18 protein-coding genes are annotated in these 25,719 nt (G+C 46.0%); 11 read left to right on the top strand and 7 right to left on the bottom strand.

The annotated features are described in order from the left end of the window. Positions 1 to 33 precede the first annotated feature (33 nt). The 5 genes from ACI3E5_RS06760 to ACI3E5_RS06780 form a co-directional block, all read right to left on the bottom strand. Positions 34 to 2,172, bottom strand: a complete 2,139-nt coding sequence (locus ACI3E5_RS06760; protein WP_375847751.1) for a transglutaminase-like domain-containing protein — start codon at positions 2,170 to 2,172, stop codon at positions 34 to 36. Then, positions 2,169 to 3,212 (bottom strand): DUF58 domain-containing protein, encoded by a 1,044-nt coding sequence (locus ACI3E5_RS06765; RefSeq protein WP_315036726.1) that lies wholly within the window; start codon positions 3,210 to 3,212, stop codon positions 2,169 to 2,171. The genes ACI3E5_RS06760 and ACI3E5_RS06765 overlap by 4 nt, the downstream gene beginning before the upstream one ends. Positions 3,213 to 3,214: 2 nt before the next feature. Beyond that, on the bottom strand, positions 3,215 to 4,153 hold the full coding sequence (locus tag ACI3E5_RS06770; RefSeq protein WP_005225502.1) for an AAA family ATPase: 939 nt from the start codon (positions 4,151 to 4,153) through the stop codon (positions 3,215 to 3,217). A 191-nt stretch (positions 4,154 to 4,344) separates the two neighbouring features. Continuing rightward, positions 4,345 to 6,186 (bottom strand): FAD/NAD(P)-binding protein, encoded by a 1,842-nt coding sequence (locus ACI3E5_RS06775; RefSeq protein WP_315036722.1) that lies wholly within the window; start codon positions 6,184 to 6,186, stop codon positions 4,345 to 4,347. A gap of 37 nt (positions 6,187 to 6,223) precedes the next feature. Next, on the bottom strand, positions 6,224 to 7,219 hold the full coding sequence (locus ACI3E5_RS06780; protein ID WP_081116584.1) for an ROK family transcriptional regulator: 996 nt from the start codon (positions 7,217 to 7,219) through the stop codon (positions 6,224 to 6,226). A gap of 172 nt (positions 7,220 to 7,391) precedes the next feature. On the opposite strand from ACI3E5_RS06780, the gene ACI3E5_RS06785 reads away from it, so the two are divergent. Then, the gene (locus ACI3E5_RS06785) at positions 7,392 to 8,198 is read left to right on the top strand and encodes an HAD-IIB family hydrolase (RefSeq protein WP_081116585.1); all 807 of its coding nucleotides are present in this window, start codon (positions 7,392 to 7,394) and stop codon (positions 8,196 to 8,198) included. A gap of 85 nt (positions 8,199 to 8,283) precedes the next feature. Here ACI3E5_RS06785 and ACI3E5_RS06790 read toward each other — a convergent pair whose 3' ends face one another. Both ACI3E5_RS06790 and ACI3E5_RS06795 read right to left on the bottom strand, forming a co-directional pair. After that, positions 8,284 to 10,434, bottom strand: coding sequence for a GH92 family glycosyl hydrolase (locus ACI3E5_RS06790; RefSeq protein ID WP_081116586.1), 2,151 nt, complete (start codon positions 10,432 to 10,434; stop codon positions 8,284 to 8,286). A 5-nt stretch (positions 10,435 to 10,439) separates the two neighbouring features. Beyond that, complete coding sequence (locus ACI3E5_RS06795) at positions 10,440 to 11,492, bottom strand: GntR family transcriptional regulator (RefSeq protein ID WP_010747776.1); 1,053 nt, start codon at positions 11,490 to 11,492, stop codon at positions 10,440 to 10,442. Between the two features lie 155 nt (positions 11,493 to 11,647). Here ACI3E5_RS06795 and ACI3E5_RS06800 point away from each other — a divergent pair, with 155 nt between their 5' ends. From ACI3E5_RS06800 to ACI3E5_RS06845, 10 genes are all read left to right on the top strand, one after another. Continuing rightward, complete coding sequence (locus ACI3E5_RS06800) at positions 11,648 to 12,937, top strand: glycoside hydrolase family 125 protein (RefSeq protein WP_081116588.1); 1,290 nt, start codon at positions 11,648 to 11,650, stop codon at positions 12,935 to 12,937. A gap of 73 nt (positions 12,938 to 13,010) precedes the next feature. Next, complete coding sequence (locus ACI3E5_RS06805) at positions 13,011 to 15,689, top strand: alpha-mannosidase (RefSeq protein WP_081116589.1); 2,679 nt, start codon at positions 13,011 to 13,013, stop codon at positions 15,687 to 15,689. A gap of 3 nt (positions 15,690 to 15,692) precedes the next feature. Beyond that, positions 15,693 to 16,568 (top strand): ROK family protein, encoded by an 876-nt coding sequence (locus tag ACI3E5_RS06810; RefSeq protein ID WP_005225513.1) that lies wholly within the window; start codon positions 15,693 to 15,695, stop codon positions 16,566 to 16,568. After that, positions 16,561 to 17,952, top strand: coding sequence for a glycoside hydrolase family 1 protein (locus ACI3E5_RS06815; RefSeq protein ID WP_231472406.1), 1,392 nt, complete (start codon positions 16,561 to 16,563; stop codon positions 17,950 to 17,952). The genes ACI3E5_RS06810 and ACI3E5_RS06815 overlap by 8 nt, the downstream gene beginning before the upstream one ends. Positions 17,953 to 18,192: 240 nt before the next feature. Continuing rightward, positions 18,193 to 19,074, top strand: a complete 882-nt coding sequence (locus tag ACI3E5_RS06820) for an ABC transporter permease (RefSeq protein WP_086294872.1) — start codon at positions 18,193 to 18,195, stop codon at positions 19,072 to 19,074. A gap of 13 nt (positions 19,075 to 19,087) precedes the next feature. Then, positions 19,088 to 20,008 carry a carbohydrate ABC transporter permease gene (locus tag ACI3E5_RS06825; RefSeq protein ID WP_005225516.1) on the top strand — a complete coding sequence of 307 codons (921 nt, stop codon included), beginning with the start codon at positions 19,088 to 19,090 and terminating at the stop codon, positions 20,006 to 20,008. A gap of 27 nt (positions 20,009 to 20,035) precedes the next feature. Then, a complete protein-coding gene (locus ACI3E5_RS06830) occupies positions 20,036 to 21,505 on the top strand; it encodes an ABC transporter substrate-binding protein (protein ID WP_005225517.1) in 1,470 nt (489 codons plus the stop codon). A 278-nt stretch (positions 21,506 to 21,783) separates the two neighbouring features. Further along, positions 21,784 to 22,404: a DUF624 domain-containing protein gene (locus ACI3E5_RS06835; protein WP_231472407.1), complete on the top strand. Its 621-nt coding sequence runs from the start codon at positions 21,784 to 21,786 to the stop codon at positions 22,402 to 22,404. Further along, complete coding sequence (locus ACI3E5_RS06840; RefSeq protein WP_231472408.1) at positions 22,397 to 24,145, top strand: sensor histidine kinase; 1,749 nt, start codon at positions 22,397 to 22,399, stop codon at positions 24,143 to 24,145. Before ACI3E5_RS06835 ends, ACI3E5_RS06840 begins: the two co-directional genes overlap by 8 nt. After that, complete coding sequence (locus ACI3E5_RS06845) at positions 24,138 to 25,622, top strand: response regulator (RefSeq protein WP_498821156.1); 1,485 nt, start codon at positions 24,138 to 24,140, stop codon at positions 25,620 to 25,622. Before ACI3E5_RS06840 ends, ACI3E5_RS06845 begins: the two co-directional genes overlap by 8 nt. The last annotated feature ends 97 nt before the right edge of the window (positions 25,623 to 25,719 follow it).

The raw sequence follows: 25,719 nt of genomic DNA on the forward strand, positions 1-25,719 counted from the left end.
TCGATACGTTTTTTTGTCGTTTATCCTCACTGCTTAGTTGATTTTTTTCAGCTGACTGATTTGGGCAGCGACTTGCTTCAAGAAGGCTTCTTGACCAGCCGGCTGTTCTTGGCTGTAAAGGTAGGCTTCGTATTGCTGCGTCAAGCGGATAAAATCACCATGGAACAGTGGATAGAATGCTTCGAGTCGTTGGGCATAATCGATCAACGGCTCCGCCTCGTTACGGTACAGAACTTTCGTCGTTTGCCGCAAAAACAAAGGATAGGCAGCAACTAGCGGCTGTTTGTTAAAGCGGCAGATCAACCATAAATGAATACGGAAAAACGAATGGCGGAAATAGAAAAGCAGGCCAAGTCCTAGGATAGCTAAGCCTCCAAAGAAGCCATTGCGCAGCGTTTGTTTCAACTCCTCAGTCAACCAAACGTCATCGGTAACCGCGGCTGTTGCAGAACTGCTGGTCGTGGTTTCGCTGCTTTCTGTTTCCCTGCTGCTCGATGGTGTTGTTTCGCTGCTAGCGGTCGGTGTTTCTTCGGAGCTAGTAGATTCTTGAGTCAACACGGGACGATCTGGATTTTGGAAACTAGGGGTCGGTTCAAAAGGTACCCAACCGTAGCCGCCAAAGTAGACTTCCACCCATGAGTGGGCATTCAAGTTGCGAACGGTATAGGTAGTAATGCCGTTTTCTGTTGCAGGAGATCCAGGAGAAAAGCCTTTTGCCCAGCGAGCAGGGATCTCTAAACTCCGTAGTAGCACGACCATTGCTGTGGAAAAATTGTCGCAGTAGCCGACTTGTGATTCAAATAAAAATTGATCAACATAATCTTGCTCTTCTGCAGGCACGACGGCATCGGTTTTGGAATAGCGGAATACGAGCGGATCTTTCACATAGCTTTCAACCGCCGTGACTTGATCAAACAGACTGTTGCTGTCAGCGGTGATCTCAGCTGCGAGATCTCGTACCCGCTGCGGCAAAGAATCGGGTAACTGGATATAATCGATCGGAGAATCCGGATAGATCAAAGGCAGATTTTGGAGATTTTCTGCGGCAAAATCTGGATGGTCCCAATCGAGGGTCAAGGTGGTGTCTGGGAGTGGATCAATGAGATCGACCCGCTGGATGGCGTCGCTGATCTGAAAACCGCGAGCACCGTTTTCAAGGGACAACGTGCTGCGTCCATAGGGCAATGGGACATAGTCTCCATGGTTTTGAAATTGGACCCGAACAGACTCGTTCTCAAGATAGGCTTGCTGATAGCTTTGATCCGCGATCGTGACGGCCTCTGCTTCTAAGCGAGCCTCTTCGCGGCTCGTACTGATCCAGCCCTTACCAGAATAAAAATCTTTGCTTTCCACCCGCCAGTAATGCGGGGTTTCTTGTTGCGCTTCAAATAAAATCGTCGCATCATCCAGTAGTGGTCCGCCTAATTGACGGTCGTTTTCACTGAATCCAGTGCGAGAGCCGCTGGGCGTGCCATGTTCTTCAATAAATTGATAAAAACCCAGCTGATTCAGATTTGTCCGTATAGGCGTGGAACGGGCTGCCAACTGTTCCCGCAGGCTCGTTTGCGGCAAGTAGACAGCAGTGACGGCTAATCCACCAATCAATAGCATCACAGCGAACCAGGGAGCGATCGTTTGACTGGATTGAAAGACGCTGCGCTGGATCAGTGAAGAAGCCAAGGCACAAAGAAAAATACCCATCAAATGCCACGTCAGATCAAATTGATTAAAAATCACGACTGTTAGCAAGTAGCCGATCATGGTAGCGTAAATCAAGAAAAAGCGTTGATAAGCGATCGGTAAGATCGCTAAAAACAAAACCCAACTAACGATCAATGTCACCGCCGCCAGTTCGGTGATATAGCCGACTTCACCGCTGAGGATTTCTTGAAAGGCACGGTGCAGGTCTATCCAAAAACGCAGCAGCCAATCAAAAGAAAAGGCAGTCCCATAAGGAAAGATCCGATACAAGACGATCAGCCAAGCGGCTGCCAGCAAAGGCAAACTGTAATGGACTTTCGGCACCACGGTCAAAATCAAACAGACACTAAAGGCATAAGTTAAAAGGGTGAACTGATTGCCAAGGTCATAAACTGCGATAAACGGCAAGATCACCAGTGATAGACTGAGAAAGGTCAGAAGACCAATCAGCGCTTTCTTAATAAATCTCATCCTACCGCCTCCTCAAGTTTATTCAACTGCCTCATTAAATCAGCGTAGGTAAACACTTGGCAGCTGTTTTTTGCTTCCAACTGACTGAGGTAGTCTTCCAGTTGTGGGGTAAAAACCGGGGTAATGAAGACAAGATGGCTACCAGTCAAAAGCGGTACCCCTTCAGGAACTTTCTCGAAGGGAAGGATCTGGGCATAGGCAGCGGCATCCGTTTGGTAAGGAGAAGTCAATCCGTCACCAATCAAGAGCGGCTGAAAAAGTCGTTGATTTTGCGAGAAATGGTGGATCGAATAAAACAGTGTCAAAGTCTCTTCAAAAGCAGGATGATCTTCTCCCCAAAAGAGCAGAACGATGTCTTGTTCTTCTTCATGTTCTCGTTCGCGATAGATCAATTCCTGTTGTTTGCTGGATAATTTCCAATCGATATTTTTTAAGGAATCCCCTAACTGGTATTGACGGAACTGTCGAATAGAAAAATTGGGTTCTCTGTGGGTTTGGCTGCGGACTTGCTGTTTAAAAAATGGCAGCAGGGTAACGGCTTCTGGCGCCAATTTAGGCAGGATCAAAATCGATTGTTTCGCAACTGCAGCGTAGCTTTTTTCAAAAAAGCCAAAGAGATCATGGCTGTACAATTGAACGGGCAATTCTTCATAGATGCCTCGCTCCTTTGGGGTCCAAGGCAGCTGCAGCCGAATCAGATTGCCTCGATAAAAGGCGCTGTGATGACTTTCCTTGAAACGATCGTCAAACTGTAAGGTGAAATCGACCAGCGGCAGCAGCGTCGGGCGATACTTGAAGACTTGCAGCGGTAAGGTGATCGCTGTGTGTGTTTCAGCTTGGATCGATTCTTCTAAAATGATTTGAACCTTCTTGAGGGAGGGGAGCAAGAATACTGCATCAAGCAACAATAACAAAGTCAGTAAAAACCAAAGGCTCCAGCCAGCATTATTATTGAAGATCCCACAGTAAGCCAGCAGCAGAAAATAGGCAGCGCTAAACAACAGGAGGCGCAGCAGGCGTTCAAGCTTCTTTTTCTTCATCGCTATCTCCTCGTTGGGACAGGCACTCGTTGGATCATCTGTTTCATCAAGTCTGAAAGGGTCTCCGTGCTGGCATGAACGCCACCTTTCAGTAATAAACGATGACCGAAGACTGCTGGTAAAATTCGCTGCAAGTCTTGCGGCGTGACAAAGGTCCGACCTTCCGTCAATGCTAACGCTTTGGCCCCTTTTAAGAAGGCGATCCCACCACGAGGGCTGATACCAAGGTCAATGGCATTATGCTGACGGCTCGCTTGAACCAGCTGCAATGCGTAACGGGCGACCCGCTCATCGACATACACGTCATCGACCATCGCTTTTAAAGCGGTCACTTCATCAGCATGTAAAATGGTTTGGATCTGATCCAAGCTTTGCTGTCGTTTTCCAGTCAAGAGGGCGAGCTCATCTTGAAAATCTGGGTAACCGATATGCAGGCGGAACAAAAAACGATCCAATTGGGCTTCAGGCAAAGGATACGTTCCTTCATACTCGATTGGATTTTGCGTGGCTAAAACAAAAAAGTGGGGACTCAATGGGTACGTTTGATTGTCGATGGTGACATGATTTTCTGACATGGCTTCTAAGAGTGAGGCTTGCGTCCTTGGTGTGGTTCGGTTGATCTCATCTGCCAAGAGGACGGAGGTGAAGATCGGGCCAGGACGAAACTCGAACTGGTGGCTTTGGGAATTAAAAATCGACACACCTAACACATCGTTAGGTAAAAGGTCTGGGGTAAACTGTACCCGTTTGTAGTCACTTTGAATGGCTTTGGCTAACGATTTGACCAACATCGTTTTCCCAACACCAGGGATATCTTCGAATAAAACGTGTCCGCCAGCAAGCAGCGCAGCCACGGTAAATTGGATCACATCTCGTTTGCCTAAAATCACTTTTTCCACTTCTGCGATCAAGGCATCTATTTTTTGTAATTCAGCGGTCATCTGATAACCTCCCTACGTTCGTTTCTTCCATTGTAACGGTTTTCTAGGACTGTCGCAATTTTCGTGTAACAATTAAAGAAAATTTCAAGAATATTCAAAAAAGAGAAATCCTTTCTGCGGATTTGCGAAAGAAAAACAAAAAACTTCCGAAGCGTTTCCTCGGAAGTTTGCGTTTGATAGAACAGAAGCGACTAGAAGGTGTGGTGCAAGAGGTCAGCGGCGATCTGGTCCGCCTGCCGTAAATTCCAAGCATCGGTTCCTGGCTGAGCAGTGGCAGCCGTCAGCCAGTGGATGCCTTCTGTGGGAATCCCAAAACAATAGAGGGTAGGGTAAGGGCGGTCATCTGGTCCAAGGATCTGATTGGTCTCAGGATCGATGGCGATCGCACCCGTCTCAAAAGGCACCTCATTGGGGATCGCCAACTGGTGCGGGTGAATAATCCGATCGTTTAGCAGTTGCCGCAACAAGGAATTGTTGGTTCGACGAATCGCTGTCGATGGAATGCGAGCCTCAATTAGTTGCATCGCGTGATAGCGTGTGTCGTCAAATCGCTTTGAATACGTACAGTAAGCCTCCTCGATCTCAACAGTCATGTCAGGACCTAGTAAGGTCACCACTCCCGCTTCCATCAATGCCACCAGTTCCTGAAGGCGCCTAACTGGTGGACCGATCGATAAAAAGCTGTTCAAGGGAACGAAAGACTGCCAAAAGAGTGTTTTCAAGTCTTGTACTGGCATTAGCTGATGATCGAGAACAAACCGAATCGGGTCCCGCAGGTCTTTGAAGACTTCCAAGGCACTGCTGATAGGTCCTGTTAGATTGCCTTTTTCGGCATCTTGGATTTGGGTACGTAATAGTGCAATGAAAAAGTCTTGCAACGACTGTTGCTTTTTCTGAGCAAAGGGGTCGGCTAATTGTTGCCATGACCACCACTCCGTCGTAGGAAGCTGCCATTTTTTCAGCAAGTCTTCAGATCCTTCAGAGGCAACAAAGGCGGCGGTAAAAGCGGCAAGCTGATCTTTGTCCAGCAGCTGTTTTTCTAAAAGCAGCGTCTGATAATAGACGAGTTCTGCCTCTTTTTTTAAATAGAAGAGCAGGGTCTTGCCAGCAACCGTTTTGGCTGCTTGCCAAGCAGCGAGGCGTTCAGGGGTCAAAAAAACGGGCTTTCGCTGCTGCGTCGGTGTTTTTTGATTGCGGCCACGAGGATGATACGGGACACCCCGACGAGAACCTACGATGATTTGTGGTTCTTCACCAGAAGGTTGATAGACGAGGGATCCATTGACTTTGACGAAGGTGCCGCCCCGACCGCTGGTCAAGCGGGTGACGTAATCGTAAAAGGCAAGTCCTAGTCCCCGTAAAATTACAGGTTCGCCAGCTTTCACCGCCGTTAGATCCGTATCTGCCGCATTGGCTGGTGGTGCATAAAACCAGCCATTATTTTCTGCGGCCGCCGCCAATCGTTGTTCTGCTGCTGACAGTTGGGCTTGCGAATGGCCTGTAGCTAAGACGACGGCATCAACAAGAAATGTGTGGTGAGCCGTCGTCAACTGGTAGCGATTTTTGGAAAGAGGGGTCAAGGAGCTGACACTGTCTGACAGATGGTTGACGGTAATGGATTCAGGCAGCTCTTTTAATAGCTGCTGATAAAACCACTGCTGATAGAGGCCATATAACGCCCGCGAGCAATGCCCGTTAGGATCAAGTGAATCAAGTGCTGTGCATTCCGCAACGAGCTCAGGGGCATGCGTGGCTGCGAAATGTTTCCCTTCTGTCACTGCCCATTCGTATAAGGTAGGTCCTTTGACCACGGGACCGCCGGTGCTTAATGTGTCATCCGTGAAAAGGGTGACTTGACTGGTTACAGAATTCAATAGCAGATCCGCCGATTGGTCCGTGCGCCAAACTGCCCCAGGAAGAAAGGGATCAAACAGCAGCAAGTCGATGGCTTGTTTGTTTTGTTTGCTATGAGCGATCAGTCGTTCTGAAAGTGAAAGTCCACGAGGACCAGCACCAATGATAGCTATTTTCATATCACACCGCCTCAATTATTCTATGGTCTTTGTGTCATCAACGGGCTAAGTCAAAAGGTGTCTTGCGGAAAATCAGCCAGTGCATGCCTAGCACCATGGCTTCCTCGATAGCATCGATATAATGGAAAGCAGGCTGATTGGGTTGTTGCTGCAGTAATGGATTTTTTTGGATCGCGTCTAAGAGATCGGTTTTTACTGCATCACTGCTGGCTAAAATGATACAGTGGGGGGCAAAAGCTGCATTGTAAAATGGCAGTAAGCTTGTCAGGCGCTGAACCAAAGCCGTGCGGTCTTGCGGTGCCCCTTGATCCAAGTAGCCGGGCAAAAATTTTGCCTCTCCCGCTAGGGCATCTTTTCCTTCTAAAAGCGCACCATTGACCAGGAGCGTGATACCAGGCATGCTTTTTTCGGGATTGTACATGCCGACGATGGTTTGCTGCAAGGAGATCTGTTGGGCGATGCAATAGCCGATCGTTAAAATATGGGCATCGTTTTGACAGTAGAAGGGCAGTGCAGTGACCTCTGCCACGAGGGCTGCCAGCTGCCAGCCATTAAATTTTTCATACCAGCTGGAAGTCACGGTTCCTCCACTGATTTTTCCTGGTAAAAAGAGGGCGATCTGTTCCACAGAGGGAAATAATGCTAGCTCGTTCGTTACACATTCTTGAAAGCGATGAGGGGCAACATCAGGAAAGGGCTGGTCGTGTTTTGCCAAAACCTTTCCCTTGCGGTCGATCAGCATGGACCAAAGAGCCAAGGAACCATCGTGATCGATAAAACTAAGCAAAAGAGAATGGCCTCGGTCTTGGTTTAGCTGATAGGTCACGGCAGGCCGCCCTAGCTCTTTTTGCTCCAGCGGACCTTTAGTGATTTCCCCCTCTGCCAACAATTCTTTTAATAATGAGTTAATGGTGACCATGCTGATGCCGGTTTTTTTTACTAAATCGGAGGCGAATAATGCCCCGTTTTGAAATAAGGTTTTTAAAACCAGCTGTTTGTTTTGCTGGCGAATGGAATGGGTGGTAGAAGCCATAGGTGTTCTCCTTAATGAAGTGATTTAATTAAGTATACCGACGGGATGGAACGATGTAAAGTTTTTAAAAGACTGACTTGACGGAAAACTTGAAAATAAGTATACTTAATTAACAATGTTAATTAAGTGATTCGCCATAAAGAGGACACGAGGTAGAGGGGAAGAGAAACGTATGATCAAATTAGTCATCACAGATTTAGACGGCACATTTTTGAACAGCCAAGGCAGTTTTGATCGGCCTTATTATGAACAAGTCAGCCAACAAATGAAAGAAGCGGGTGTTGCTTTTGCTGCGTGTACCGGCAAACAGTGTGAACGAGTGGAAGAACTGTTTGGTGAAGCAGCAGCGGATGTTTGGATTCTTGGGGATAGCGCGACCCGCATCAAACATCAAGGCGAATACATCTTTGAATCACTGCTGCCAAACGAATTAGGGCGGCGGATCATTGCGAAGCTCGCTGCGATTGCGCAAGATCATGTGATCATCGCCTGTACACCGACTGCGGCGTACATTGCGGAAACGACCAATGAAGCAGATGCCCAGAAAGTTCGCGGCTCTTATCGGGTGGTCAAAACGGTGGCGGATTATCAAACCATCACCGAAGATTTTGTGAAGCTCACTATTTTTGATCCCAAACTACGTTGCTTTGAGCATGTCCAACAGTTAGGCGAGTTTACAAACGACGCCTACATCGTGGCTTCGGAAGTCGCTTGGATCGATATCACCAATCAAGGCGTCCACAAAGGAACGACTGTGGCACACTTGCAAGAATTGCTGCACGTCACACCAGAAGAGACAATGGTTTTCGGCGATGGCTTGAACGATTTGGAGTTGATGGCAGCTGGCACGTTTAGTTTCGCCATGAGCAATGCCTTTGAGGAAGTCAAGACAGCCGCAGCGTTTGTGACCAAGTCAAACGATGAAAATGGCGTGCTGAAAACCATCGAACGTCTGTTACCGCTACAAATGAACCAATAAAAAAACCGCTCCCTAGCAGGGATAGCACGTACTTTCATTTGACTGAAAGTAGAGTGCTGCCTGTTGCTAAGGAGCGGTTTTTTCGTTATGCATGTGGTTGACTGACGCTATAAGGATAGGCATCGGCTGACCACTCTTTGCTGCGAGGGACGATACCTAGCTGGAAGTTCAATGTACCACCGGCAGTCAATTCTTGGTGGGTGAAAAACAATCGCTCGAAGGGTTCTTCGTTCAATGTGATTTTATCCACGAAGAGCTGTTGCGGCGCATTGGGCGTGCTCTTGATCACTAAGTCTTTGCCTGAAGCAAGATGTAGTGTTGCTTGATCAAATAATGGCATGCCGATGACATATTCCCCCGTCCCTGGTGTGACTGGATAAAAGCCCAAGGAGTTGAAAATGTACCAACCAGCCATGCTACCGTTGTCTTCATCGCCAGGAAAGCCTTTGGGCGAGTCATTGAAGCATTGTGTCAATAGCTGCTTGATCAAGGGCTGTGCCATTTCTGGTTTGCCCAAATAGCTGAATAGATACGGATAGTGGAAGCTTGGCTGATTGGAGATCGCCAGCTGACCAAAATCGAGTGCGGCCATCTCACTCATTTCATGGATCTCAAAGCCGTAGCCTTCTGTCGTATAGCGAGGTTCTTGATTGCACAAGTCGATCAGTTTTGCTTCAAAGGCCGCTTTGCCGCCATGTTCGGCGATCAAGCCAGCGAAATCATGGTAAACAGCAAAACTGCTTTGCCACGCACTGCCTTCTGCATAATCTAAGCCCCAGCGTATGTCACTGAATTCTGGACGAAAGGCACCATCGGGATCTTTTGCCCGCATAAAGCCAGTTTCCTGATCGAAAATGTTGCGGTAGTTTTGCGATTGCTGCTGATAATAGTCTGCTTGCTCGTCACCCAGCTGTTGCGCGACTTGTGAAATACAAAAATCACTGTAACAATAATCAAGGGTGTGATTGACCGATTCATGATGCGTCAATGGCACATACCCATAAGTCAAATAGTCCGTCGTGCCGCGCCGACCATAATTGGGATTTTCACTTTGGACGGTGGCGCCTTTTTTCATCGCTGCTAAAAATTCGGGCATCAAATCAGGACGAATGCCTTTTACTGCGGCATCAGCGATCACGGCATCGATCAGCGTCCCTGGCATCAATCCACGCTCATCTGGCGATAGCCATTTTGGTAAAAAGCCGCTTTCGCGATAACTGTTCAAAAAGCCTTCCAGCATGTCTTCCAATTGTTCGACAGCCAAGAGTGAAAAGAGCGGGTAGACAGTTTTATACGTATCCCAAAAGCCGTTGTTTGTATACAGTGGTCCTGGTTTGATTGCTTTTGCCAAGGTATCCCAATGCATTTTGCGGCCCTCTTGATCGATTTCGAAGAAGGTTTGAGGAAACAAGAATAAGCGATAAAAATTATGATAAAAAGTAGAAACTTGTGTTTGATCGTGATGCTCAATCTCGATTTTTTGCAAAAAATGATTCCATTGCTGTTGGACAGAAGCCAGATAATCGGCAGGAGCCCATTGCTGTTCCCGTTGCAAGTTCAAACAAGCTTGTTCGCGACTGAGAAACGAGGTCGCAAAACGGATCGTTTGTGTTTGGCAAGCCCCAAAGCGGAGAACGACGAAGGCTTCTTTGCCTGTCAAGGCACCTTCGATCGCCGTGATGGGTGTTTCAAAACGATAGACGAAATGGAAGGTGAAGCGTTCATCTTCGCACCCTGAAAATACGATCAGTTGACCAGCCACTGTTTGTTCATCCAACTGTTCTAAGACATAGTCACCCGGCAGTGACAAGCCAAGACCTGGCTGATCCCCGCAGTTTTCAATAGTCAGCACACCGCCATACATACTGGGGATCAAAGTCGTTGTTGTTAAATACCGCTGCGTCTTGATTTTAAGAAAGGCTGGATTAAAGGTGCTTTCTTCGGGACGATACGAGCTTTGCGCATGGAAAAGGGTATTTTCAGAAAGCGTGCCGTTTATCGGCAGCATCGTCAGATGGCTGAAATCTCCCATCCATGGGCTAGGCTGATGGGTGATGCGAAAGCCCTGAAAGGTTCGATCTTCTGGATGAAACCACCAACTGCCGCGTTGATCGCTGGTTTGCGGGGCAAAGTAGTTCATGCCAAAAGGAACCCCTGTATAAGGCAGGCAGTTGCCGTGGGAAAAACTATATTGGTTGTCTGTTCCGTGTCGTGTGTCGATCATTGATACGTTCACTTGGTTCACTCCTTTAATTGGGTTGATTCTCTTTTGATCAAAGAAACCGCCACTAGATGGGTGGTCGTCTCCGTTGGTACTGGGGTTGCTGCCTTCGCAGCGTTGATTTTCTCAATCACTTGGTTTCCTGCCAAGCGCCCCATCTCGGCAAAATTCTGCCCGATAGTCGTTAGTGCTGGATCAACGAGGGCTGCGGCTTGGATATTATCGAAACCAACTAGGGAAATGTTGGCAGGGACGTGCAAATCTGCTTGGCGCAAAGCACGCATCAATTCAATGGCGATCAAGTCATTTTCACAGACGGCTGCCGTGACCTGATGTTCTTCCAAGTAGGCAAGCGCATTTGCGATGCTGGCAGCCGTGTCGTCGAGCTTGGTGCGAAAGGTTCTTTGGGCTTTTTTCAGCGCATCGATGTAACCTAGATAACGCTGACGGACGGATTGCGGATGATGGGTATCACCAAAAATATAAGCGATCCGGTGATGCCCCAACGCAAGTAAATGCTCTGTGGCTAGCTGTCCACCTTGAAAGTTATCTGGCATCACCGCTGGAAAATTAAACTCATGCAGCTTTTTATCTAAGGTCACGATAGGAAAGTGCTTTTCAGCACATTCGAACAGCAAGTCATAGTAAGAAAACGTATTGCTGGCGTAATAGATCAGGCCGTCGAATTCTTGCATCAGCTCAGCTGCCGTCGTTTTTTCCAAATAATCCACTGGTGTCATCAAAAGTTCAAAGCCGTGTTCTTGCATCACGGGGTAAATGCCTTCGGTAAAGTTTCCTAAAGAGAGATCATTGGCAAAGGGCAAGACAAACAAAATTCGTCCAGTCGCTTTTTTTTCCTTCAATTCTCGGACAAAGCTGCCGCTGCCTTGCACGCGATAGATCAGCTGATTTTGTTCCAGTTCCGTCAAGGCTCTTTTAGAGGTGATCCGACTGACTTGGTATTGTTCAGATAGTTCTTTTTCAGTAGGGACACGACTGCCAGGCGCTAATCGCCCTTCAACGATGGCTTCGTGAAGCTCCGCGTAAATTTTTTTATATAATGGTTGTTTCATAAGAAAACCCCTTTTGATATATCATATTTGTTAGCATACCATAAACCAATAAAAATGAAAACCCTTTAATTATTTTGAAAAAGCGCTAGACATTCAACTAATTCATGATATACTAGGTTCGTAAATTGATATATCAAATCAGGGAAGGTGATGGAATGGTTTATAAAGAAATACCAACTTCAGTAACAACATTTATGGAAACGATTACGGATCTATGCGGAGAAACGCATGCCGATTGGGCGAAAAATTTTAACGCAGCCTTTGCCAATACACTATTAACGACGGTCAAGCGTCATGAGGATGGCACGACCTTTTTACTGACGGGGGATATTCCAGCCATGTGGCTGCGAGATTCCACTGCACAAGTTCGTCCGTATTTGGTGATCGCTAAAGAAGATGAAGACTTAGCAAGCATGATCAGCGGGTTAGTTAAAAAGCAATTCTACTATATTACGATCGATCCTTACGCAAATGCCTTTAACGAATCAGCCAATGGCGCTGGCCACCAAACAGACGATACTGAAATGAACGATTGGATCTGGGAACGCAAATATGAGATCGACTCTCTATGCTATCCGATCCAACTGGCCTATCTGCTATATAAAAACACAGGCAGAACCGATCAGTTCAATGATGATTTTGTAACGGGCATCAAAAAAGCCTTGGAGGTGTTTGTGACAGAACAAAATCATGAGGAATCTCCATATCGCTTTGAACGGGATACCTGGCGAAAAGAAGATACCTTGACTCATGGCGGCAAAGGCGCACCAGTGAAACCTGTCGGCTTGACTTGGTCAGGCTTTCGACCAAGTGATGATGCCTGCAAATACGGCTATTTGATTCCCTCCAATATGTTTGCGGTGGTGGTCTTAGGCTATATCCAAGAAATCTTTACGACGGTTTTAGAAGATGCAGCGATCGTGGCACAAGCGAAAAAATTGCAAGCAGATATCGAAGCAGGGATTAAAGCATATGGGTTGACCACGAACCAAGCTGGCGAAGAAGTCTACGCCTATGAAGTGGATGGATTCGGCAATGGCACCCTGATGGATGACAGCAATGTGCCGAATTTGATTGCCGCCCCTTACTTGGGGTATGGCAGCATGGAAGATCCCCTTTATCTTCAAACCCGTAAAACGTTGTTGAGCAGTGAAAATCCGTATTTCTATGAAGGGAAATACGCCAAAGGCATTGGTAGCTCTCATACGCCAGAAAATTATGTGTGGCCGATCGCCATGGCAATGGAAGGGATGACCACCACTGACAAAGAAGAAAAGAAACGAATTTTGGATCAGTTAGTGGCGACAGATGCGGGTACAAATTTGATGCATGAAGGGTTCGATGTCGATGATCCTTCGCAATACACGAGAGAATGGTTCTCGTGGGCGAACATGATGTTTTGTGAATTGGTTATGGATTATTTCGATATCCGAGTGGAAAAATAAGCAGCACGACCCACCACCATTCGAGTGACACAAAAAGCAGTCCAACGACGCAAACAGCGAGGAGTAAAAATCAATGAAGAAACAAGTTTATATCATCTCACACAGCCACTGGGATCGGGAATGGTACATGCCTTACGAACAGCATCACATGCGGCTAGTGGAATTGATGGATGATCTTTTAGAATTAATTGAAAATGACCCTGAGTTCCACAGCTTCCATCTAGATGGACAGACGATCATCTTGGATGACTATTTAGAAGTGCGGCCTGAAAAACGCGAGGCGGTCAAAGCGGCCATCAAACAAGGGAAATTACAGATCGGTCCGTTTTATATTTTGCAAGATGACTTTTTGATCAGTGCCGAATCAAACACCCGTAATATGCTGATTGGAATGGCAGAAAGCAAAAAGTGGGGCACCCCCGTTATGTTGGGGTATTTCCCAGATACCTTCGGCAATATGGGACAAACTCCGCAAATGATGCTACAAGCCAATCTTGAAAGTGCTGCATTTGGGCGTGGCGTCAAACCGATCGGCTTTGACAACGAAGTTTTACCCGATGATCAATTTACTTCCCAATATTCTGAAATGCATTGGGAAGGTCCAGATGGCAGTCAAATCTTTGGTCTACTTTTTGCCAACTGGTACTCCAATGGCAATGAGATTCCAGTGGATAAAGCAGAAGCCAAAGCTTTTTGGACACAAAAACTGCAAGATGTAGAAAAATTTGGAGCCACCAATCATTACTTAATGATGAATGGGGTCGATCATCAACCTGTCCAAAAAGATATTTCGGCAGCGATTCGTACAGCCAACGAGCTTTTCCCAGAGTATGAATTCAAACACGCCAGCTTTACCGAATACCTTGAAGCGGTGCAAGCAGATCTGCCAGATGACCTAGGAACTGTCACAGGTGAATTGACCAGTCAAGAAACCGATGGTTGGTATACTCTAGCCAATACCGCCTCTTCCCGAGTTTATCTAAAACAATGGAATACAAAGGTTTCCCGCCAATTAGAAAATGTTGCGGAGCCATTAGCAACTATGGCTTATGAAGCAAGCGGCAGCTATCCTCACGATATGTTGGATCATGCGTGGAAAACCCTGATGCAAAATCATCCTCACGACAGTATCTGCGGCTGTTCAGTGGACGAAGTACACCGAGAAATGATGCCGCGCTTTGAAAAAGCCAATGAAATCGGCAAGTTCGTGGCAGATGAAGCGTTACGCAATTTAGTAGCCGCCATCGACACGAGCCAGTTTCCTGAGGAGAGTCGCCCTTTCGTGGTCTTCAACACCACTGGCAGCACCCGTTCTGGTTTAGTGGAATTCGTGATCGAACTTGAGCGTAAAACATTCCGTGAAGGATTGCCAAGCAAGCTTTACCACGAATTGTTGGCGAAGCCAAAAGGTTCTTATTCGGTGATCGATGAAGAGGGGAACCCTGTTGCTGCGATCATTAGTGAAGAAGAGGTTCTTTTTGACTATGAATTGCCTAAAGATGCTTTTCGGATTCCTTTCATGAAACGCTTTGTCAAGGTCCAAGTTGAAGCAAATCAGTTGCCAGAATTTTCATGGCAGACCTTTGCCCTAGTAGAAAAAGCCGCTACGCCAGTAGAGAGCGCCCCGATCGTTTCAGAAGGAGGGCGCAAACTTGCCAATGCACATTTGGAAGCCGTCATTACTGAAAACGGCAGCTTGACGATTACAGACAAAGTAACCCAAAAAACGTATCGCAATTTACTGGTTTTCGAGGATGTGGGGGATATCGCCAATGAGTACATCTTCAAACAACCAGAAGGGGATCAAGCAATCTTATCGACACAATTTCCGCATCACGTGACGATCGAACAAAACGATCCACTGGTGGGGATCGTGCGACTGACGCAAGAATTGCAGATTCCCGTTTCAGCAGATGACCGTTTGTTAGAAGAACAAAAAGCTGTCGTCGATTTCCGTTTCCGTAAGGCACAGCGGAGTCAAGAATTGGTTGCTTTCAAGATCGAGACGGAGATCCGTTTAGAACGAACCAGCAACCGCCTGGCATTTAAAACCACCGTCAACAACCAAAGCAAAGATCACCGACTGCGAGTGTTATTCCCAACAGGGATCATCACGGATTTCCATGAAGCTGACAGCATTTATGAAGTCGTAAAACGGCCGAATCAGGTTTCCAGTCATTGGGAAAACCCAACAAATCCGCAGCATCAGCACGCCTTTGTCAACTTGCATGATGAAACTGGCGGCATGACGGTTTCTAATTTTGGTTTGAACGAATATGAAATCGTGAAGGATCAGATCTGCTTGACCTTGTTGCGCTGTACGGGAGAGCTAGGCGATTGGGGCTACTTCCCAACACCAGAAGCGCAATGCTTAGGCAGCCACACCTTTGAATACGGTGTAGCCTTTCATGGGGCTCCTGAAGAACGTTATGAAACGTATCGCCAAGCACAAGCTGCCCAAGTTCCTTGGACGGCAAGTCAGACCGACAAGCATCAAGGCAAGCTAGCCAGCAGCAACCAATACATGGAAGCTCATGGAACGACGGTAGCTATCACCGCTTTAAAACGCAATCGCCAAGACCAGCAGATCGTTTTGCGGGGCTATAATTTGGCGGATCGAGCCACTGCCTTTCACGTGCAAAAAGAGCAGGCGACGCTCTGTCTGTTGAACCTTTTAGAGGAAGAACAAGCATCGACCGTCAATCAGCAATTACACCCATATGAAATTCGTACCATTGGAGTAAAGGAGTGAGAAATGATGGTTTATGGAGGAATTGAAGCCGGCGGCACAAAAATGATTTGTGCCGTTGCCGATGAACAGTTGACGATCATCGCCCAAGAGTCGATCCCAACGACAACACCGGAGGAAACGTTAGCGGCGATCTTTGCCTTTTTCGATCCCTACGATCTCGTGTCATTAGGGGTCGGTTCCTTTGGTCCGATCGGGATCGATCCAACCCAAGCGACCTATGGCCACATACTAGCGACGCCGAAACAGGGCTGGCAGCAGTTCGATTTTCTCGGTGCATTGAAGAAGCGCTACCCAGAGACAGCATTTGCTTGGACAACAGATGTCAATGCTGCCGCTTATGGGGAATTACGCCAAGGAGCGGCGCAAGGCAAAGACAGCTGTGTCTATTTGACAGTAGGAACCGGCATTGGCGCAGGAGTCGTTCGTGAAGGAAAGATTTTCGAGGGGATCGGTCATCCAGAAATCGGTCATACCTATGTCAAACGTCACAGTGAAGATACGTATGCTGGTACATGCCCGTATCACGGCGACTGTCTGGAAGGATTAGCCGCAGGGCCTTCTTTAGAAGGACGTACGGGGATCAAAGGACAAGACTTGCCGCAAGCGCACGAGATTTGGGGGTTGCAGGCCTTTTATCTAGGGCAAGCGCTGGTCAATATCACGTTGACCTTAGCACCTGAGAAAATCATTTTAGGCGGTGGGGTCATGAATCAGCCGCATCTACTCGCTCAAATCCAACAAGCCTTCCAAAAACAAATGGCAGGCTATATGGAGACACCACCAGTGGAAGACTACATCGTCACTTGGGGCTTGCCGAACAAAAGCGGGATTATCGGCTGTCTCTTGTTAGGCAAAGAGCAGGTGACTGCCCATGACTAACCTGTATTTTCCTAAAGATTTTTGGTGGGGAGCTGCTGCCAGCGGTCCGCAAACTGAAGGACGAACGGCCGATGATGGCAAAGGTGATTCGATTTGGGACTATTGGTACGCAACGGAGCCAGAACGTTTTTATCAAAAACGGGGACCAAAAGATACCGTCCAGCTGCTGCAGCGTTACCCAGAAGATGTGGCGTTGATGAAAGAGATCGGCTTTAATTCTTTTCGAACCTCGATCCAGTGGAGTCGCTTGCTGCCAGAAGGAAGAGGGGCGGTCAATCAACAAGCGGTGGCGTTTTATCGCGAGTACTTCGCCACTTTGATCGAAAATGGCATCGAACCCTTCATCAATTTGTATCATTTTGATATGCCGATGGCACTGCAAAAAGAAGGCGGCTGGCTCAATCGCGAGACTGTCACAGCATTTGCAGATTATGCTGCTTTGTGTTTTGAGTTGTTCGGTGATCAAGTCCGTCATTGGATCACGCAAAATGAACCGATCGTGCCAGTGGAGATGGGGTATTTGTATCAACAGCATTACCCAGCAGAAATCAACTTGGCACATGCGGTGCAAGTCGGCTACCATGAAGCACTCGCCAGCTCCTTAGCGATCCAACGCTTCCGTCAATCTCAGCAATCAGGCGAAATCGGCATCATCTTGAATTTGACACCGACTTATCCGAAAGATCCGAACGATGAAAAAGATGTCCAAGCGGCGCAACTGGCAGATGCCTTTTTTAACCGATCCTTCTTAGATCCAGCGGTCAAAGGCACCTTTCCTGTAGAATTGATCGCTGTCTTAAACGAGTTGGCGATCATGCCAGAAACCAGGGCAGAAGATTTGCAGATCATTAAAGAAAACACGGTCGATCTCTTGGGGGTCAACTATTATCAGCCACGGCGGGTGCAGCAAAAGCGTTCTGCCAAAACAGCGGACACACCAATGCCAGAAGATTACTTCGATGTGTATGATTGGCCAGAAAAGAAAATCAATCCCCATCGAGGCTGGGAGATCTATGAACGAGGCATCTATGATACCTTGATCAACCTACGAGACAACTACGGCAATATCCCCTGTTATATTTCAGAAAACGGCATGGGGGTCGAAGATGAAACACGCTTTATCGATGCCAGCGGTCAGATCCAAGATGAGTACCGCATCACCTTTATCAAAGATCATTTGCGGTATGTTCACCAAGCGATCCAAGAAGGCAGCCAGTGCCGCGGGTATCACATGTGGACCTGCATGGACAATTGGTCTTGGCTGAATGAATTCAAAAATCGTTACGGGTTTATTGCTGTCGATTTGGCTACCCAAAAACGGACCATCAAAAAGTCTGGTGAGTGGTTCCACGAAGTGATTCAGCAAAACGGCTTTGTCGACTGATCATTCATAAAAAACAAATCAATGAAGCGTCCTATCTTGCAAAAGGTAGGACGTTTTTCAGGTTTTTAGAGAATAAAAACAAAATATAAACAAAGACCTTTAATTTGTTTCATTTTATCTTTAGTTTGTTCCTTATTTTTTAGGGATGAAAGCGTTATTCTAGTAGCATGAAGGAGATGATGAGATGTGAAGAAAAAGGGGTTTTGGAGGAATGTCTGGCAATACAAAGCATTGATATTGATGGCTTTGCCAGGTGTTGTCTGGTTTATCTTTTTTTTCTATATACCTGTATTCGCAAATGTGGTGGCGTTCAAAGATTTCCACATTTCACCAGACGGCTTTTTTGCCAGTTTGAAACAAAGCCCATGGGTCGGCTTTGATAACTTTAAATTTTTATTTGCATCCAATGATGCTTGGCTGATCACTAGAAATACCCTACTCTACAATATCGTATTTTTAGCATTCAACCTATTCTTTGCGATTGCCTTTGCCATTATTATGAGTGAGCTGCGCAATAAGCGCTTGGTAAAAGTGTATCACACGATGTCCCTGTTGCCGTACTTCCTTTCTTGGGTGGTTATTTCGTACTTTGTCTATGCCTTTTTGAGTCCAGACAAAGGGATCATCAACCAATGGATCACGGGTATGGGCGGTGAAGGAATCAACTGGTATGCTGATCCGAAATGGTGGCCGTTTATTTTCGTCTTTATGAATGTCTGGAAGAGCTTAGGCTACAACAGCATCATCTATTATGCGTCAGTGGTCGGGATCGATCAGACGTATTACGAAGCCGCGATGGTCGATGGCGCCAGCAAATGGCAGCAGATCAAAAATGTGACGTTGCCACAGCTGATTCCAATGATTTCTGTTTTGTTGATTTTGAACATCGGTGGGATCTTCCGTGCCGACTTCGGACTTTTCTATCAAGTCCCACGAAACTCTGGGGCGTTGTACCAAGTCACCTCCGTTTTAGATACGTACATTTATAATGGACTGACTGCCACAGGCGACTTCGGGATGACCGCAGCTGCCGGCCTTTATCAATCAGTGGTTGGGGCATTACTATTACTAACAGCGAATTTGGTTGTTCGTAAACTAGAACCAGATTCAGCATTATTCTAAGGAGGATGGATAAATGAAGAAAAAAGTAACGAAAGTCGAGATCCGCTCCTTTAACCCAACGGTCAACCTGATTTTTAATATCGTGATCGGTCTGTTCGCGATTTCCTGTGTCTTGCCGTTTCTCTTTGTGATCGCGATCTCATTGACCAGTGAAACCTCTTTGGCAGAAAATGGCTATCGCTTTTGGCCACAAGAATTCTCGTTCGCAGCGTATACCTACCTGTTTAGCGGACAAATGAGCAGCAAAATTTTCCAAGCATTTGGCGTATCTATTTTTATCACTGTTTTTGGTACCTTCGTCAATGCAACGATGACTTCGCTATATGCCTATGTCATCTCTCGCTCAAATTTTCCATTCCGTCGTTTCTTTACGATCTTCGCTTTGATCACCATGTTGTTTGCGCCAGGGATGGTTGCCAATTACTTAGTGATGGTCAACTTGATCCAATTGAAAGACACGATTTGGGCGTTGATTTTACCCCTTGCCTTAGGGCCTTTTAATATCCTTGTTATGCGGACCTTCTTTAAAAAGACGGTACCAGATAGTATTATAGAATCTGCGCGCATCGACGGTGCCAGCGAAATGAAGATTTTTCTGTCCATCGTGTTGCCGTTAGCCGTTCCAGGGATCGCAACGATCAGTCTATTTGCCGCTCTTGGCTATTGGAATGACTGGTTCAATGCATTGTTGTATATTCAAAAAGACTCTTTAGTGCCGTTACAAGCACTTTTGATGCGGATTCAAAGCAACTTGGACTATCTAGCCAAAAGCTCTGGTATGGCTGCCCAGATCCAAGGAGGTTTGGCCGCTTTGCCAAGCGAAACTGCTCGCATGGCAATCGTTGTTGTTGCAACCTTACCGATTGCGATCACCTATCCATTCTTCCAACGGTATTTTGTCGGTGGTCTGACAATTGGTGGCGTCAAAGAATAATCAAATAAGTATAGGGAGGAAACAAAAATGAATTTGTGGAAAAAAACAGCTTTTGCTGGGATGGCCGCAGCGGCAACTTTGGGAATGGCTGCCTGTGGGTCGAACGGCGCAACATCCGATTCAGAAAACAATGCAGACGGTGTAACGACTTTATTGATGTATCAAGTCGGGGACAAGCCAGAAAACTTTGATCAATTAATGGAGATCGCCAATAAACGCATTGAAGAAAAAACCAACGCTCGCATCGATCTGCAGTATATCGGCTGGGGTGATTGGGATCAAAAAATGAGTACCATCATTTCATCGGGTGAAAACTACGATATTTCCTTTGCCTCAAACTATGTTGCGAATGCGCAAAAAGGCGCGTATGCAGATTTGACGGAGTTAGCACCAAAATATGCCAAAGAAGCGTATGATCAATTAGACGAATCTTATATCAAAGGCAATACGATCGACGGAAAATTATATGCCTTTCCAGTCAACGGCAATATTTATGCCCAACAAGTCTTGACCTTCAATAAAGAGTATTTAGATAAATATGATTTGGATATCAGTGGGATCGAATCTTATGCAGATGCCGAAGACGTGTTGAAGAAGTTTAAAGAAGAAGAACCAAACATCGCACCGTTTGCGATCGGTCAAACCTTTAATGTTTCTGGAAACTATGATTATGTGATCGGGAAAGATTACCCATTTGCTGTTAAATTGGACGGCGATACAACGAAGATCATCAATCAATACGAAGATGATGAACAAATGGAAAACCTGAAATTGATGCACAAATGGTACAACGAAGGCTTGATCCCAACTGATGCAGCCACTAATACGACTGGTTACCCATTAGAAGGCAACACATGGTTCATGCGTGAAGAAACCCAAGGACCAATGGATTACGGCGATACGATCTTAAGCAATGCCGCAGGTCATGAATTGGTTTCACGTCCAATCACGAAACAATTAAAATCAACAGGTCAAGCGCAAATGGCAAACTTTGTCGTAGCGAATGTTTCGAAAAACAAAGAAAAAGCGGTGGAAGTGTTGGGCTTGTTGAACAGCGATCCTGAATTGTTAAATGGATTGGTTTGGGGTGTTGAAGGCGAAGCATGGGAAAAAATCGAGGGCGAAGACAACAAAATCCGTCTCCTTGATGGCTACTTGCCAAATACCCGGATGGCTGCTTGGAACACTGGGAACAACATGATCCTTTATACACAAGAATCCATCACAGACGATATGATCAAAGAGCGTGATGAAAATATTGCTAACGCTGAAGCATCACCAATCTTAGGGTTCAACTTCAAGACTGATAATGTGAAAACAGAAATCACGAATATCGCCAATGTCATGAACCGTTACAAAGCAAGTTTAGCAACGGGAACGATCGATCCAGAAGAAAATGTTCCGAAACTAAACGAAGAATTAAAAACCGCTGGCTGGGAGAAGGTCCGCGATGAAATGCAAAAACAATTTGATGAGTATCGTGCAAGCCAAGAATAAGCAATAGGCGCTGCTCACCAATCAATAGATCAAGTAAGCCGGAGGCTAAACGCATCAGGACCAATGGTTCCCACGTCTAGCTTCTGGCTGCTTTTTCTTTAAAGTAAGTAGCGAAATCTTTGATGAAAAAATAACGTTACTTTTGTTTTTTAACCTTCAAGCAGCAAGCATGGAGCATCTAAAACGTACATAGCATTAAAAGATTCTCAGGTAGCTTGAGTAGGAAGCTAAAATCATGCTACATTTTCGATAGGGAACAAATAAGGGAGGAATTTTAAATGGAAGAAACAGCAAATAGTGGGTTGGTCAAGGGCTTTCGCTTGATTTGGGCGATCGTGAAGTTGAATTTGTTTTTCGTCGTATTGACATTGGCAGGTGGCGGAATCTTAGGGATCGGTCCAGCGTTTCATACCATTAGTACCTTGATCCATGAAGAAGGACTAAATTATGAGCATCAAAGCTTTCGCAGCGCATGGCGCATTTGGCGCAGCGTCTTTGTCAAAGCCAATAAACAATTTTATCTTTTCTTCCTACTGACAGGTTTCTTAGTGTATAACTTGTATTTAGCTACCCAGATCCAAGGCTTGATTTGGCTGATGATCTCTTTTGTTTTAGTTGTCGTCAGCGGATTGAGTATCTTACTGTACTTACTAAGTGTGGTTTTTGACACATCCTATGAGATTTCCTTGTGGAATAACCTGAAATTGTCCTTCGTGTGTCTGTTTCTTCATATGGCGACCTTTCTAAAATTGTTAGTGGGGATTGCCAGTATTTTCGCTTTTACTTGGATGATGAAAGGGCTATTGCTCTTTGGAACCTTTAGTCTATTGATTTTGTGGTGCCATGTGGCAATCAGTCAGGAAAAAACCGTCATTGATCGGGACTTGGCACATGACTAAGCAGCGCTTTCGTTTGTTTAAACATGACTTTTTGATCAATCAGTTGATGCAGCTGTATAGCGTGCTCTTGGTGATCATCTCGATTATTATCATGCTGGTTCTGACGGCATATACTGGGGCAGACCGCTTCAATAGCAGCGAACGCCTCGTGGAAGCCACCAGTATGCAGCTGGATGCATACGTGCAGGATCAAAACGCGGTCGTCTCAACGGTATTAGGCGAATTTACCAGTTCGGATACTGCTTTTGAATCGCTGCGCAATTATTTACAGCTTTCATTGCCAGACTATTTTTCCTATAGTAATGATATTTTTCGCCAGACGGGACAAAGTGTGTATTTGCCAAATATCCTCTATCGCTTGATCCGTAATCATCCTAGTATCGAAGAGATCATCATTCAACTGGATGAAAGCAATGAGACACTAGTGGCAACCCCAGATACCCCTTATGGAGAAAAACGCAGCGGCAAGCAGATCGATTTGAAAAATCGTCTGTTTTTTGTTCGTTCGATCGCCCAACCAAGTAATTATGCGCAACCGTTAGGGCAAGTCTACGTGATTTTTCACTCAGACGATGTCTTAGCCAATCGACAAGAAGACAACCAAACGCACGGTATCAACAGTTTTTTGTATACCTCCAATGGTCAGCGGCTATACAAGGATGCCGCGAACCTTAGCAAGCAGACCTTAGCGAAAATTGATCAGGCGGTGGCTCATGGAACTATTCACGACACTCTGTCGAAAGACTTTTATATCAAAAAACAAACGACCGTCAGCGGAGAGTTGTCACTGATCTTGTTGTCAAAAGGTGTGATCTGGCGGGATATTTTTTCTAGTGCCATTTGGATTTTTAGCTTTGGGATTGGGATTCTCTTATTGGTCCTATGGGTGCTCCATCGGACCTTCAAGCGCTATACCTCGCAAGTACAGCAGATCGTCTATGCGACGAAAGAAGTCAGTCAAGGGAATTTTGATAAGCGGATCGATACCGCCAATGTCCAACAAGAGCTGAAAGAAATCGCAGAAGCCATCAATCAAATGACTTACAGTATCAACGAGTATATCAAAGACATCTACACGTTAGAGATCAAGCAGCGAGACGCCGATATGCGGGCGCTGCAAGCACAGATCAATCCGCATTTTCTGTATAACACGTTAGAATACATTCGAATGTATGCCTTGAGTCGCAACCAAGAAGAGCTGGCGGATGTCGTCTATGCCTTTTCGGCACTGCTACGGAACAATACGACGCAAGAAAAGACGAAGACCTTAAAAGAAGAAATCGATTTTTGTGAAAAATATGTCTACTTGTTTCAGATGCGCTACCCAGATAAGATCGCCTATCATGTAACCATCGATTCGGCATTAGAACAGTTGGAATTGCCGAAGTTCACGCTGCAGCCGCTTGTCGAAAACTATTTTGTTCACGGCATCGATTATCAGCGCAATGATAATGCCATCAGTATCAAGGCTTATAAAGAAGTCGATCAGATCGTGATTGAGGTCAAAGACAACGGCAAAGGCGCAGATGCACAGCAGTTGGCGATGATCCAAGAAGAACTGCAAAATCAGGAGATCGGAGCCCAAACCTCGATCGGGATCAAAAATGTTCACGAACGGTTGCGGGGTATGTTCAACAGCGCCTATCAAATGGACGTTACATCTCAGGCAGGTGCTGGGTTTACGGTCAAGATCCGCTTAGATGAGAAACGTTTGCAAAGGGGGCATGAGACAGATGTATAAAGCAATGTTCGTTGATGATGAATACATGATCTTGCAGGGGCTGCAAATGATCTTGCCTTGGCAAGAACTGGGCTTTGAAGTGGTGCATACAGCGAAAAGTGCTAGTGAAGCTCTCGAGTACTTGCAAGAGCATTCCGTTGATTTGCTGATCACGGATATTCGGATGCCAGAAATGAACGGCATCGATATGATCCGCAAAGCACAAGCGTTTGGGAATCGATTTTTCTCGATCATTCTATCAGGCTATCAGGAGTTTGCCTTTGTCAAACAAGGCATGGCGTTAGGTGTGCGTAATTATCTCGTCAAACCTGTTAACAAAGAAGAACTACGCAGCAGTGTACAAGCAATTGCAGCTGAGTTAGAGGAGCAGCAAAAACTGTTGGCAGAAAAAGAACTGTATCAAGAATCAAGCCTGCTGCTTTGGTTGAATGATGAATTGAACGAAAGCGAGTACCTCCATTTGCTGGCGCAACAGCGGGTGCCACTAGCAGCACCCTTTACCGTTTTGCAGTTCAATGGGACTGCTGAGATCTTACAAAAAATCACGACGTTTTTTCAGCAACACGATCAGCCATTGATCTTACCAGGGCGATTAGATGAAAACCAAGTGATCATTACTGCTACTGGACCAAGGCAGCAAATCAACGCTGACCTAAAAGCACTGGCACAGCAGCTCAATAGTACAGACTGGCAGTTGATCATGAGCGAGACCATCAACGAGTGGGAGAATTTGTATAAAGCCTATGAAAAAATCAAACAGGTTCAGTCACTGCAAGCCTTCTACCCGGATCTGTTCTTACAAGAACAGACGATCCACGTGGATATTTTAGAGCGAAACGAAGAACTCCCGTTTCTGTCTTTTAACAAAGCATTGACCATTGGGGATGTCAAAACGATCCAACATGAGCTGGATAAAATGTTCGCTATTTTGGAACAAACCCAAGCAGACCCTGAGCATGTTCGCTATGTTTCGTTCTTGTTGTTCAACGATATTTATCGGCAGTTACCAGTACTTTCCCATGAAAACCATGAACAGATTTTGGCACGGATTCGTGAGTCTAATACACTGGCAGATTTGCGGCAGCTCTTTGATGATGTGCTGGAGCTGGCGAAATCGCAGCCACCGCAAAAACGCTATTCGGAGATCGTTCAAAAGACGATCCAACTGATCGAAGAAGGCTATACCCATGATTTGACGGTCAAATCAGCGGCAGAAGAACTGCATGTCAGCGTCGTTTATTTGGGCCAGCTCTTTAAGAAAGAAACGGAAATGAGCTTTAATCAGTACGTCAATCTGGTGCGGATCAAGCAAGCCCAGCAGCTGCTGCTTCATTCGAAAGCTACGATCAGTGAGATCGGCGATCGTATTGGTTACAACAATACCAACTATTTTTCCAAAATGTTTAAGAAATTGAATGGTCTGACCCCCAAAGAGTTTCGCGATACCTATGAACAGCATTATGAATCCCTTGATTGAATTTAGATTTCTTCAAAAAAATTCTGGTTTTTGTGATTAAATGATAGTAATTGTGACGCTTTCACGGTAAACTAAGAGAGGAAAAATAAAGAAGAGA

The organism is Candidatus Enterococcus avicola (assembly GCF_047470845.1).
In the GTDB taxonomy this organism is placed as follows: domain Bacteria; phylum Bacillota; class Bacilli; order Lactobacillales; family Enterococcaceae; genus Enterococcus_D; species Enterococcus_D casseliflavus.